This is a genomic window from Blastomonas sp. SL216, assembly GCA_026625625.1.
In the GTDB taxonomy this organism is placed as follows: domain Bacteria; phylum Pseudomonadota; class Alphaproteobacteria; order Sphingomonadales; family Sphingomonadaceae; genus Blastomonas.
Genome location: CP113055.1, coordinates 3,536,068 through 3,548,634, shown reverse-complemented (window position 1 = coordinate 3,548,634; position 12,567 = coordinate 3,536,068). Strand labels below are relative to the sequence as shown.

Genomic DNA, 12,567 nt, shown 5'->3' with positions numbered 1-12,567 from the left:
CGCTCTCCCCCATGGGGGAGGGAGCGGGCGTTACGTCAATGCACCCAGGCCAGCAGCGCCGCCGCGCCTGCCCCGGCACCGATCACCAGCGCAGCGAGATGGCTCCAGAAGCTTCCACCACCGCGCGAGCGGCGCTTGCGGTCCCAGATCAGCGGGATTTTCGGCACCGGCGGCGGTTCGGGTGCGCCGCCCTTTTTGGGGACCTGCTCTTCCAGACGCCGCACCAGATCTGGCAGGCGCAGCAAGGTCGCGACATCGGTGTTGATCCGGTCGGCGAGCAGCGTCTCGGGGCCCAGCTCGCCGCGGATCCAGTCGCGCACATAGGGCGCTGCGACATCCCACATGTTGATATTGGGATCGAGCTGCGTCGCGACCCCTTCGACCATCACCATCGTCTTTTGCAGCAGCAGCAGGTGGGGCTGGGTCTTCATGTCGAAATCGCGCGTGATCGCGAACAGCCCGTCGAGCATCTGGCCGACTGACAGCTCGCTCACCGGCTTGCCGCGCATCGGCTCGCCCACGGCGCGCAGCGCGGTCGCGAACTCGTCGACATTGTGATAGCTGGGCACGTACTGCGCCTCGAAATGGATCTCGGCGACGCGGCGGTAATTGCCGGTGGTGAGGCCGTAGAGGATTTCCGCCAGCCAGAACCGGGCCTGGCGGTTGATGCGGCCCATGATGCCGAAATCGATCGCGACGATGGTGCCGTCCGCTGCCACGAACAGATTGCCCTGGTGCATGTCGGCGTGGAAAAAGCCGCCCGCGATCGCCTGGCGCAGGAACGCCAGCACCAGCCGCCGCGCCAGATCGGGCAGGTCGTGGCCTGCAGCGATGAGCGCCTCGCGGTTCGAGATCTTGATGCCGTCGATCCATTCGAGCGTCATCACCGTGCCGCAGGTGCGGTCCCAGTCGATGGCGGGGACGCGATAGCCCGGATGGCCGTCCATTGCGCTCGCCAGCTCGGATGCGCTCGCCGCCTCGCGCCTCAGGTCGAGCTCGCGCATCGTCCAGCGCTTGAAATTGGCGATGGTAAGCTGCGGGCGCAGCCGGCTCGCCTCTCCGCCCAGCGATTCCAGATGCGCGGCGGCCCATTCATAGGTCTCGATATCGCGCGTGAAATTCTTGCGCACGCCGGGGCGCAGCACCTTGATCGCGACATCGCGTCCATCGGTGGTCCGCGCGCGATGCACCTGCGCCACCGAAGCTGCGCCCACCGGCACAGGCTCGACAAAGGCGAAGAACTTTTCGAGCGGGCCGTTCAGCCCCTGCTCGATCTCGGCGCGAATGTCCTCGAACGGCACCGGGGGCAGGCTGTCCTGCAAGGTGAGCAGGTTGGTCGCGGCTTCCTCACCGACCAGATCGGGACGGGTGGCGAGCGTCTGGCCAAGCTTGATCGCTGCCGGGCCGATGGCGCGGAACGCGCCGGCATAATCGGGCACCGCAGGCACGCTGGCGCCGAACCGGGCGAGCCGGAACAGGCGGCGCACCTCGGGCGGGGTCTGCGGTGCGGCCTCGAGCCCCTTGAGCGCCCCATGGCGCGCCAGGATACGGCCCCATTTCAGGAGCCTGAGGATATGCGTGCGCGGACGGGTCATGGACGGATGCCGAACCCCCGCCGCTCAGCCCTTTTGGCCGCCATCACGCCTTCCAGCCGCTGTGGATATTGACTGCCCCGCCCAGGATCGGTTCGACCTTGGTGGCGGTGAACCCCGCGTCCTTGATCATCTGCTCGAACACCGGAGGCTTCGGGAAGCGGCGGATCGATTCGGCGAGATAGCGATAGCTGTCGGCATCGCCCGCGATCATCTGGCCCAGGCGCGGCATCAGATGGTGCGAATAGGCATCGTACACCTCGCCGAACACTGGCCATTCGGTCGTCGCGAATTCGAGGCAGAAGAAGCGCCCGCCATAGCGCAGCACGCGGTGCGCTTCGCGCAGGGCCTGGTCGATATAGGTCACGTTGCGGATGCCGAAGGCGATCGTATAGGCGTTGAAGCTGCGATCGGGGAATTTGAGCTTCTCGGCATCCTGGCACGACCAGACCAGCCGGTCCTCGCCGCGTTCGACCGCGCGCTCGATGCCGACATCGAGCATGTCCTGGTTGATGTCGGCCACGGTAACGTTCGCGCCCGACTTGACCATGCGAAACGCGATGTCGCCGGTGCCGCCGGCCATGTCGAGAATGTCCTCGCCGGCGCGCGGCTTCACCCGGCGCACGAAGCGGTCCTTCCAGAGGCGATGCATGCCGCCCGACATGGCATCGTTCATGATGTCATATTTGGCCGCGACGTTCGAAAAGATGCCGCCAACCCGGCCCTGCTTTTCCGCCGGGTCGATATCCTGATAGCCAAAGGGCACTGTCTCGCTCATGGCCGCCATGTAAGCATCTTTGTGCTGCACGCAAAGCCTGATAGCAGCGCTTTTTATGCCAGAGCTTCCCGAAGTCGAAACCACCGTGCGCGGCCTTGCCGCCGTGTTGCAGGACGTGCGCCTGACCAGCGTCGTCGCGCGCCGCGCCGACCTGCGCCGCGCCTTTCCGGTCGATCTGGGCCAGCGGATGACGGGCGCGCGCATCGTCACCCTGTCGCGCCGCGCCAAATACGGGCTGCTGGGGACCGACCGGGGCGATTCGATGGTGTTCCATCTGGGCATGTCGGGGCGCTGGCGAATCGATCCCGAAGACATCGGCACGCACGACCATCTGGTGATGGAAACCGAATCGGGCCACAGGCTGTCGCTGTTCGATCCGCGCCGCTTCGGGTCGGTCGATCTGGTCGAGACGGCGCAGATCGCCAGTTTCCCCAGTTTTGCCGCGATGGGACCCGAACCCCTGGGCGACGATTTCACCCCCGCCTATCTGCGCGACCGTCTGGCGGGCCGCGCTTCGCCGATCAAGGCGATGCTGCTCGACCAGCGAATCGTGGCGGGCCTGGGCAATATCTATGTCTGCGAGGCGCTCAACATGGCGCGAATCTCTCCGCTGCGGGCGGCGGGACAGATCGGCCCGGCCAAGCTCAAGCCGCTGGTTGCGGCCATCAAATCGGTGCTGACCGATGCAATTCTGGCCGGCGGGTCGACCCTGCGCGACTATGCCCGGCCCGATGGCCAGCTGGGCTATTTCGCCAAGCAATGGCGGGTTTACGGGCGCGAAGGCGAGGTCTGTCCCTGTGGCGGAACGGTCGAGCGCGTGGTGCAATCGGGCCGGTCGACCTTCTGGTGCAGGTCCTGCCAGAAATAGCCGTACCTGTGCGCCTTTGCGGCATTGAGGCGTTGACGTGGGGGGCGATAATCGCTAACGGCAGCGGCTTCAAAGCGCTGGCACCGTCATCGGACGGCCATCCTGCTTTACCCGAAATCCGCCGATCATGACGTGATCGCCTATTGAAAGACGTGTGAGAAACTATGGCCAATACGCCGCAAGCCAAGAAGCGCATCCGCCGGAACGAGCGCCGTGCCGTCGTCAACGGCAACCGCATTGGTCGCATCCGCACCTTCGTCAAGAAGGTCGAATCGGCTCTCGACGCCGGCGACAAGGAAGCGGCGACGGCTGCACTGGCAAGCGCACAGCCCGAGCTCGCTCGGGGCGTGGCCAAGGGCGTGCTGCACAAGAACACTGCCTCGCGCAAGTTCTCGCGCCTGACCAAGCGGCTCGCCGCTCTGGCCTGATTCGGGTCGGGGCGATCATCGCCCTGCCCTTTTCCCGGCACTGAAACGACAATCCGCCGACCCGATGCGGTCTGGCGGATTTTTCGTGTCATCTACGCTGGACACTCTTTCTGTAACATCGCGCAACCGGTGTCACATCACCGTCATGGCACCGACACACGTCCCGCAGCCAAAGCCGCGCATTTCCCGCGATTCGCCTTTGGCACCGTTACATCAAAACAGATAAACCATTGATTTTGCATCACAAACAATGTGAATCCAGCAATATCCAAGCGTTAACCGAGTCAAGCGGCATTATTTCATTTTTTTTACCCGGCGGCTCTTGCTCGACTCGTTTGCGCGCCGCTACACCAAGGATCGAGAGACGAGCGATCAGCCCGAATCTCCACTGCACAAACTGGTGGATACATTGATCGAAAGACCCATGTGTTTTTCGGTGAAAGCCTTTTGTGCCCCAAAATTGGGACGGGTTCCCGTGCTGACCAAGGGGTTGGGCAGCACAGCAGGGAACGACTTCGGACTGGGGATAGGCCCTGATCCGATGCGAGCGAGGGGGAGGTAGCAGGTTTTGCGTAACTGGGTCGGATTGCCACAACACAGCATAGGCCGGGACATTCCCGGCAATGAGACCGCACACCTGCATGGCCTTGCCCCATTGCGTCCAGCGTCGGCCAGCTCCGGCTGGCGCGACCCGGGCCGAGGGCGCCTGATCTAGCACCCCGCAGCGGCGATGGTGCAACCGAAGTCAAGGGTTGCCCGCCGTGTTCTCCGTCTCATCCGGCAGGCCTTTGCTGGTCCTGCCGGACCCCTTGTCAGCGATGACCAAGATACAAGAAGTGGCAATTCAGGCATGATCGAACTCAGCGATGCGAGCGGCGCGGCAGACTGGGCAGCCGATTGGAACGAGATCAGCGAAGGTCTGCGCAAGGATCTGGGCGCGCAGATTCACACCCAGTGGATTCGTCCGATCCGCCCCGGCAGCTTCGAGCCCGGATCGGGCCAGCTGCATCTGCACCTGCCGTCGGAATTCTCCGCCAACTGGGTGCGCGAGCGCTTTGCCGATCGGCTGGCGCTGGCGTGGAAGATCGTCCGCCCCGAAGTGCGCAGCGTCGCCATTGCCGCCGCACCGCGTGATGCCGATGCCGCGCGTCCGCGGATGCCCGCCCCCGCCGCGCCGATCGCCGCTGCCCCGCGCGCCGCGCTGGCCGAAAGCGGCAACCGCATCGCGCTTGACCCCTCGCAGCTGTTCTCCGGCTTCATCACCGGCCAGTCGAACGTGCTCGCATTCAACGCTGCACAGCGCATGGCCGCAGCGGAAAAGCCGCTGTTCAGCCCGCTCTACCTCAAGGCGGCAACCGGCCAGGGCAAGACCCATCTGCTGCACGCCATCGGCAACGCCTATGCCGAAGCCAATCCGCAGGCGCGCATCTGCTATTGCCCGGCGGAAAAGTTCATGAACGATTTCGTCAGCGCCATTCAGCGCGGCGATTCGATGGCGTTCAAGGCCCGGCTGCGCAGCTTCGACATGCTGCTGGTCGACGATATCCAGTTCATCATCGGCAAGAATTCGACCCAGGAAGAGTTCCTGCACACGATCGATGCCATTCTGGGCGCAGGCAAGCGCCTGGTCGTCACCTCTGACCGCGCGCCCCAGGCGCTCGACGGGGTGGACCAGCGGCTGCTCTCGCGCCTCGCCATGGGTCTGGTTGCCGATATCCAGCCCGCCGACATCGAACTGCGCCGCGCGATCCTGCGTGCGCGGGTCGAACAGATGCGGATGGGCGATATCCCCGAAGAGGTGATCGAGTTCCTCGCCCGCACCATCAGCCGTAATGTGCGCGAGCTGGTCGGCGGCCTCAACAAGCTGATGGCCTATGCCCAGATCACCGGCCAGAAGGTGACGCTGGCGCTGGCCGAAGAGCAGCTCTCTGACCTGCTCAGCGCCAACCGTCGCCGCATCACCATCGACGAGATCCAGCGCGCCGTCTGCCAGTTCTACAAGGTCGACCGCGCCGAAATGTCCTCCAAGCGCCGCGCCCGCGCGGTGGTGCGTCCGCGCCAGGTGGCGATGTATCTCGCCAAGGTGCTGACCCCGCGCTCCTATCCCGAAATCGGCCGCAAGTTCGGCGGACGCGATCACTCGACGGTGATCCACGCCGTCCGCCTGATCGAGGACCTGCGCACCCGCGATGCCGACATGGATGGCGATGTGCGCGCACTGCTGCAGCAGCTGGAAAGCTGAGCGCGTAGCTGCCCCCCTATTTCGTCATTCCCGCGAAAGCCGGAATCCCGCTATAGCGACGGCACAAGCGGGATTCCCGCTTTCGCGGGAATGACGGCCTTGGGCTGACATTTGCGCGGTATTTCAGGACCTTCGCGACATGCCCCTTTCCCCCACCCAGCTTCAGCGCCATGCTCGGCATATCGTGCTGCCCGAAATCGGCGGCGCAGGCGTGGCGAAGCTGAGCGCGGCGCATCTCGTGCTGGTCGGCATGGGCGGGATCGGCTGCCCGGCGCTGCAATATCTCGCCGCTGCCGGAATCGGACGGCTGACGCTGATCGATGGCGATGCGGTCGATCTCAGCAACCTTCAGCGCCAGACGCTGTTCACCCCGTCCGATGTCGATCAGCCCAAGGCGGAGGTGGCAGCCGCCTGGGTGCGCCGGTTCGATCCCGAGCTGCAAGTCACTGCGCTGCCCGAACGGCTGACCGCAGACAACGCTGCGGCCTTGCTGGGCGGGTCCCATGTCATCCTCGACGGGACCGACAATTTCGCCACCCGGCTGCTGGTATCCGACACCGCGACCGCGCTGCGCATCCCGCTGGTCAGCGCCGCGATCGGGCGGTTCCAGGGGCAGATCGGCACGTTTCGCGGCTGGATGCCCGATGCGCCCTGCTATCGCTGCTTTGTCGGCGATGCCTTTGATGCCGAGGATTGCGATACCTGCGCCGAACAGGGCGTGCTGGGCGCGATGGTCGGGCTGGTCGGCAGCCTCGCGGCGATGGAGGTGGTCCGCGCGATCACCGGCTTTGGCGACGACACGCGCGGCAAACTGCACCTGATCGATGGCCTTACCCCTTTATGGCGCACATTGAAGATCGCCAAGGACCCCGAGTGCAAGGCTTGCGGGGCTGACGTCACCGCTGCATAGTCGCGCCTGCCATCTGGGAGGATGCCCAACATGACCCTGCCCGTAACTGCACTGACCGCGGCGATCTGCGCGATCATGCTGCTCGCCACCGCCATCGCCACCGTTCGTGCCCGTTTCCGCACCCAGACCTCGTTCGGCGATGCGGGCGATCAGGGGCTGGTCAGCTCGAGCCGCGCACACGGCAATCTCGCCGAACATGCGCCCTTGTTTGTCATCCTGATCGGGCTGCTCGAAATGGCCAATGCCAGCCACTGGCCGCTGACCGCGCTGGCGGTGCTGTTTCTGGCAGCGCGCGCGGCGCACATTGTCGGCCTGCATCAGCCGCACGCTCCCGGCAAGCCGCCCCAGCTGCGCGCACTGGGCGTGGTGGGCACCTGGATCGCCTATGCCATCGCGATCGGCTGGACGCTGTTTCTGGTGGTGACGGTCAACGGCTGAACCGCCTCTAAATCCTCCCCGAGCTTGCTGGGGGAGGATTTCTGTTGAGGCCTGGCCTGCCATGCCGGGAAGGATGCTTGCTTATCCCTGCCCCAGCATCTCATCCACCCATTCGGGCACCAGCCTGGTCGCCGGGCCGTGCCGCGATTCGTGGAAATAATAGCTGCCCTGGCTGGGTTCGAGGTTGAGCTCGAGCGTCATCGCGCCGCGCGCGCGGGCTTCGCGGACTAGGCCCGCCGCCGGATAGACCGCGCCCGAGGTGCCGATCGACACGAACAGGTCGCACGCCCCGACTGCGGCATAGATGCGCTCCATCTCATAGGGCATCTCGCCGAACCAGACGATATCGGGCCGCAGCTGCCCCGGGGTGCCACATGCCGGACAGGCCGGGCGATCGATCAGGGGCTCGCGCCATGCGGGCCGTGCATCGCAGGCCAGGCACCAGGCGGTCAGATGCGTGCCGTGCATGTGCAGCAGCCGCTGCGCCCCTGCCCGCTCGTGCAGATCGTCGACATTCTGCGTGATGATCAGCAGTTCGCCCGGCCATAACTGGTCCAGCCGCGCCAGCGCCTCGTGCGCGGCATTGGGCTGCTTGGTCTGGATCGCCTCGCGGCGCATGTCGTAGAAGCGCAGCACCAGATCGGGATCGCGCGCGAAGGCTTCGGGCGTGGCGACATCCTCCACCCGGTGCTGTTCCCAAAGGCCCCCTTCGGCGCGGAAGGTATCGATGCCGCTTTCGGCGCTCACGCCGGCGCCGGTGAGGATGACGATGCTGGGAATCTTTGCCATGACGGCTTCAATAAGGCATTGGCGCGGCGAGTAACACCCTTGAGCAGTGAGCGACAGGCAATGACGCGGATCGGAATTATCGGCCTGGCAGGCCGGATGGGGCAGGCGCTGGAAACCGCGATTGCCGAGGCGGGCGCCAGCGTTGCGGGCGGTATCGACCAGGGCGGTGATCCGCTGGCGCTGGCCAGGGACAGCGACGTGCTGGTCGATTTCTCCGTACCGGCCGCGCTGGAAGCCAACCTGGACGCGGCGGTGGCGGCGAACATCCCCATCGTCATCGGCACCACCGGGCTTGAAGAGCGGCACCATTGGCTGATCGACAGCGCCGCAAACAGCATCGCCGTGCTGCAGACCGGCAATACCTCGCTGGGCGTCACGCTGCTTGCGCATCTGGTGCAAGAGGCGGCAAGCCGGCTGGGTGAGGATTGGGATATCGAGATTGCCGAGATGCACCACCGGCACAAGGTCGATGCACCATCGGGCACCGCGTTGCTGCTGGGCGAAGCGGCAGCACGGGCGCGCGGGGTGGATCTGGCGCGCGACAGCGAGCGCGGACGCGACGGCGTCACCGGCGCGCGAGCACGCGGCGCAATCGGCTTTGCCAGCTTGCGCGGCGGATCGGTGGCGGGCGACCACACCGTGTTCCTGGCCGGCGACAATGAGCGGATCGAGCTGACCCACCGGGCCGAGAGCCGCATGGTGTTCGCGCGCGGCGCGGTAAAGGCCTGTCTGTGGCTGCACGACAAGCCAGCAGGGCGCTACAGCATGCCCCAGGTGCTGGGCCTGGCCTGAGGCGGCTTGGCCTGAGGCTCCCGCTTGACGGCCATCGCGCACCCGATTAAGCGTGTATTACAATAGCAATACAGTGGGGCACGGCATGGCATTCAATCCTGAGGCAGCGACCAGGGCCTATATCGACGGGCTGGGGCCCGAGGCGCTGGCCAAGGCTGCAGCCTATACCATGGATGGTCATTGGATGATCCTGTGGGGCCTGCTGGTGTCGGCGCTGGTCACCTTCATCATCGTCCGGCTGAAAGTGACCGACCGCATCTGGTCCGCGCTCGAGCGACGCAGTGTTTCGCTGCGCACCTTTGCCACCGCCGCCGGCTTCTTTCTGGTCAGTGCGCTCATCAGCCTGCCCTGGGGCACATGGGAGGAATGGGGGCATGAACGCGCCTATGACCGCACCCAGCAGCCGCTCGCCGATTTCCTGATGCAGGACGCCATCGGCATCGTGCTGGCAACGCTGTTCGGCAGCCTGTTTTTCCTGGGCGTCTATGCGCTGATCCGGCGCACCGGGCGGCGCTGGTGGCTGTGGTCGAGCGGATTTGCCGCGCTCGCGGTCTCTGCGATGCTGCTTGCCGCGCCGACCCTGATCGAGCCGCTGTTCAACGAATACAAGCCGATCCCCGATGGCCCGGTGCGCGATGCGGTGCTGGAAATGGCCCAGCAGGTCGACATCCCAGCAGACCGCATCTTCATCTATGACGGATCGCGCCAGTCGAACAACTTCACCGCCAATGTCTCGGGCATCGGCAGCGCGGCGCGCATCGCGATTTCGGACGTGGCGCTCAAACAGGCCTCGCTCGACGAGGTGCGCGCGGTGACCGGGCACGAGATCGGCCATTATGTGCTGGGCCATGTCTGGCGTTCCGTGCTGGTGCTGAGCGGCCTGGTGCTGGTGCTGTTCTTCCTCGCCGACCGGCTCTATCCGCGCTTTGCCCGCCTGTTCGGCAGCAACACCATCGACATTGCCGATCCGCGCGGCCTGCCGGTGCTGATCTTCGTGCTGTCGGTGCTCGCCACGCTGGCGATGCCGGTGACCAATTCGCTGACCCGAATCGGCGAGAGCGAGGCCGATGCCTATTCGCTGCAGATGGTGAACCTGCCCGATGCCCTGGCAGGCGCGTTGGTCAAGACGGCGGAATACCGCTATCCGCGCCCGCATCCGCTGCAGGAAATGCTGTTCTACACCCATCCTTCGGTCGAGCGCCGGGTCCGCAGCGCGATGGAATGGAAGGCGACCCACCCGGCTGCACCCGCCGCTACGCCTGCCGCTGCCGCCAACCCCTGACGGGCATGCGCACCATCGGCCTGCTCGGCGGGATGAGCTGGGAAAGCTCGGCCCATTATTACCGGCTGATCAACCAGGAAACGCGCCGCCGCCTGGGCGGAACGCACAGCGCGCCCAGCGTCATGGTCTCGGTCGATTTTGCCGCGATCGAGGCGCTGCAGCATGCGGGCGACTGGGTGAGCCTGGCTGGCCGGATGGTCGACGCCGCCGTCCAGGCCGAACGCGGCGGAGCCGAACTGCTGGTCCTGTGCACCAACACCATGCACAAGCTGGCCGACGCCATGCAGCAGGCCATCTCCATCGCGCTGCTGCACATTGCCGATCCCGTCGGCCAGGCGATTGCCGATCAGGGGCTTTCCAGGGTCGGGCTGCTCGGCACCGCCTTCACCATGGAACAGCCCTTTCTGCGCGAACGGCTGGAGCGCAATCACGGGCTGCAAGTGATCACGCCTGCCCCCGAGGACCGGGCCAGCATACACCGCATCATCTATGACGAGCTGGTGCGCGGCATCGTGACCGACGAATCGCGCGCGCTCTATCGCGCCGTCATGGCGCGGCTGGCCGATTCAGGCGCGCAGGCGATCATCCTGGGCTGTACCGAGATCATGCTGCTGGTCGATCAGGCCGACAGCCCGGTGCCGCTGTTCGACACCACCACGCTGCACGCTCTTGCCGCAGTGGAGGCGGCTCTGGCAGAAGGCCCGTCATGAACAAGGCCGATACCTTCGAATTCTACCGCCGCCTCGCCGAAGGCAATCCTGCCCCGGTAACCGAGCTGGAATATGGCAACCATTTCCAGCTGCTGGTCGCGGTGGTGCTGTCCGCGCAGGCGACCGATATCGGCGTCAACAAGGCGACCCGCACGCTGTTCGAACAGGTCAAGACGCCCGAACAGATGGTCGCGCTGGGCGAAGAGGGCCTCAAGCAGCACATCAAGACCATCGGCCTGTTCAACAGCAAGGCCAAGAACGTCATCGCGCTGTCCGAAGCGCTGATCGCGCACCATGGCAGCGCGGTTCCGCAAGATCGCGATGCGCTGACCGCGCTGCCCGGGGTTGGCCGCAAGACCGCGAATGTCGTGCTCAACGCCGCGTTCGGTGCAGAGACCTTTGCCGTCGACACGCATATCTTCCGCGTCGGCAACCGCACGGGCCTGGCCCCTGGCCGGACGGTGATCGATGTCGAGCGCGCGCTCGACAAGGGCACGCCGGGGCCGTTTCGCGTCCATGGCCATCACTGGCTGATCCTGCATGGCCGCTATATCTGCAAGGCGCGAAAGCCCGAATGCTGGCGCTGCCCGGTGGCGGACCTGTGCCGCTTCAAGCCCAAGCCCGATGGACCCGATGCACCGATCCCCAAGGCCGCGAAAAAGCACCGCGCCAACAAGCCTGCCTCTGCGCGCAAGAAGCGGGTCAAGGCCGTGAAACCAGGCGAGTCCCCGCCGCCGCCCGACCAGTAACCGCTCCCGCGCGCAGGCTGGGCTGAGCTCGGCCTATTTCGCCTTGGCGTCGATCTCGGCGAGCAGCGGGGTCAGGATATTGGTATCGATCTGCTTGCAGTTGCTGTCCAGCGTGGCGAAATCGGCGTCGGTTTCGGCCTTCTTGCTCTCGTCCATCCGCCGGATGATCAGCGATCCCACTGCGCCAGCGACAGCGCTGTCGACATTGGCGGCGCTCTGCTGGGGCTCCATGATCACCGCCGCGCGCGTGAACCGGTTGCTCAGGTCCCGATTGGGGCCGGTCGCCTCCTCGCCCGCCATCTGCGCCGCAAGGGTCGAATAGGCGGTGCAGGCGATCATGATCTGGTAGATCTCTTCCGCCTTCATGCCCTCGTCTTCGCTTGGCTGCTGCGCGTGAAGCGGAGCCGAGATGAGAGCAAGTGCAAGCGGCAGCGCCGCGATGGGGCGCGTGAAACGGATCATGTCAGCAAATTCCTTCTTCATCGGACCGGGAATGAGCGTGACGGGATGATCCACGCGCCTGCCGGGGGTTTTTCCGCGACCCCGCACCAATTGATATAGCGCTGGCCTGGCCACGCAACCGATTATTGGCGCAATGGCGGCGGGCAGGCGCTATAGCCCCGCTCAGGGTGGGGGGCGCCCGGGCGAGTTTGCGTTGAGGGAAGGGAAACGGCCGATGCTGCCGGACGATGGCGACGACTATGTCTATGACGAGGCGAGCGGCGAATGGGTGCCTGCGGGCGAGGCCGGCGCTGAGGGCAGCGATGCGGTCGAGGTCCGCGATGCGGTCGGCAACCTGCTGGCCGATGGCGATCAGGTCACGCTGATCAAGGACCTGAAGGTCAAGGGTGCGGGCCAGACGCTGAAGCGCGGTACGTTGATCAAGGCGATCCGGCTGACCGGCGACCCGCAAGAGATCGACTGCCGCTATGATGGCATCAAGGGGCTGGTGCTGCGCGCCGAGTTCGTCCGCAAGCGCTAGGGGGCGA

14 protein-coding genes are annotated in these 12,567 nt (G+C 65.5%); 10 read left to right on the top strand and 4 right to left on the bottom strand.

All coding sequences use genetic code 11. The features are described from left to right. Positions 1 to 35: 35 nt before the first annotated feature. The gene (gene ubiB, locus OU999_16775) at positions 36 to 1,595 is read right to left on the bottom strand and encodes a 2-polyprenylphenol 6-hydroxylase (GenBank protein WAC23369.1); all 1,560 of its coding nucleotides are present in this window, start codon (positions 1,593 to 1,595) and stop codon (positions 36 to 38) included. Between the two features lie 43 nt (positions 1,596 to 1,638). Continuing rightward, positions 1,639 to 2,370: a class I SAM-dependent methyltransferase gene (locus OU999_16770; protein ID WAC23368.1), complete on the bottom strand. Its 732-nt coding sequence runs from the start codon at positions 2,368 to 2,370 to the stop codon at positions 1,639 to 1,641. 55 nt (positions 2,371 to 2,425) lie between these two features. Between OU999_16770 and mutM the strand changes: the two genes are divergently transcribed. The 5 genes from mutM to OU999_16745 all read left to right on the top strand — a co-directional run bounded on the left by mutM (position 2,426) and on the right by OU999_16745 (position 7,256). After that, positions 2,426 to 3,238: a bifunctional DNA-formamidopyrimidine glycosylase/DNA-(apurinic or apyrimidinic site) lyase gene (gene mutM, locus OU999_16765; protein ID WAC23367.1), complete on the top strand. Its 813-nt coding sequence runs from the start codon at positions 2,426 to 2,428 to the stop codon at positions 3,236 to 3,238. Positions 3,239 to 3,402: 164 nt separating this feature from the next. Next, positions 3,403 to 3,666, top strand: a complete 264-nt coding sequence (rpsT, locus tag OU999_16760; GenBank protein WAC23366.1) for a 30S ribosomal protein S20 — start codon at positions 3,403 to 3,405, stop codon at positions 3,664 to 3,666. Between the two features lie 850 nt (positions 3,667 to 4,516). Then, a complete protein-coding gene (gene dnaA, locus OU999_16755) occupies positions 4,517 to 5,908 on the top strand; it encodes a chromosomal replication initiator protein DnaA (GenBank protein WAC23365.1) in 1,392 nt (463 codons plus the stop codon). 139 nt (positions 5,909 to 6,047) lie between these two features. Beyond that, positions 6,048 to 6,818: a HesA/MoeB/ThiF family protein gene (locus tag OU999_16750; protein ID WAC23364.1), complete on the top strand. Its 771-nt coding sequence runs from the start codon at positions 6,048 to 6,050 to the stop codon at positions 6,816 to 6,818. Positions 6,819 to 6,848: 30 nt separating this feature from the next. Then, positions 6,849 to 7,256 (top strand): MAPEG family protein, encoded by a 408-nt coding sequence (locus OU999_16745; GenBank protein ID WAC23363.1) that lies wholly within the window; start codon positions 6,849 to 6,851, stop codon positions 7,254 to 7,256. An 81-nt stretch (positions 7,257 to 7,337) separates the two neighbouring features. Here OU999_16745 and OU999_16740 read toward each other — a convergent pair whose 3' ends face one another. Further along, on the bottom strand, positions 7,338 to 8,045 hold the full coding sequence (locus OU999_16740) for an NAD-dependent deacylase (protein WAC23362.1): 708 nt from the start codon (positions 8,043 to 8,045) through the stop codon (positions 7,338 to 7,340). Positions 8,046 to 8,105: 60 nt separating this feature from the next. On the opposite strand from OU999_16740, the gene dapB reads away from it, so the two are divergent. From dapB to nth, 4 genes are all read left to right on the top strand, one after another. Further along, a complete protein-coding gene (gene dapB, locus OU999_16735; protein WAC23361.1) occupies positions 8,106 to 8,837 on the top strand; it encodes a 4-hydroxy-tetrahydrodipicolinate reductase in 732 nt (243 codons plus the stop codon). Positions 8,838 to 8,922: 85 nt separating this feature from the next. After that, positions 8,923 to 10,119, top strand: a complete 1,197-nt coding sequence (locus OU999_16730) for a M48 family metallopeptidase (protein WAC23360.1) — start codon at positions 8,923 to 8,925, stop codon at positions 10,117 to 10,119. A gap of 5 nt (positions 10,120 to 10,124) precedes the next feature. Next, positions 10,125 to 10,829, top strand: a complete 705-nt coding sequence (locus tag OU999_16725; protein ID WAC23359.1) for an aspartate/glutamate racemase family protein — start codon at positions 10,125 to 10,127, stop codon at positions 10,827 to 10,829. After that, positions 10,826 to 11,578: an endonuclease III gene (nth, locus tag OU999_16720; protein WAC23358.1), complete on the top strand. Its 753-nt coding sequence runs from the start codon at positions 10,826 to 10,828 to the stop codon at positions 11,576 to 11,578. Before OU999_16725 ends, nth begins: the two co-directional genes overlap by 4 nt. 33 nt (positions 11,579 to 11,611) lie before the next feature. Here nth and OU999_16715 read toward each other — a convergent pair whose 3' ends face one another. Further along, the gene (locus OU999_16715) at positions 11,612 to 12,040 is read right to left on the bottom strand and encodes a hypothetical protein (GenBank protein WAC23357.1); all 429 of its coding nucleotides are present in this window, start codon (positions 12,038 to 12,040) and stop codon (positions 11,612 to 11,614) included. Positions 12,041 to 12,254: 214 nt separating this feature from the next. On the opposite strand from OU999_16715, the gene OU999_16710 reads away from it, so the two are divergent. Next, complete coding sequence (locus tag OU999_16710; protein ID WAC23356.1) at positions 12,255 to 12,560, top strand: alkylphosphonate utilization protein; 306 nt, start codon at positions 12,255 to 12,257, stop codon at positions 12,558 to 12,560. Positions 12,561 to 12,567 lie beyond the last annotated feature (7 nt).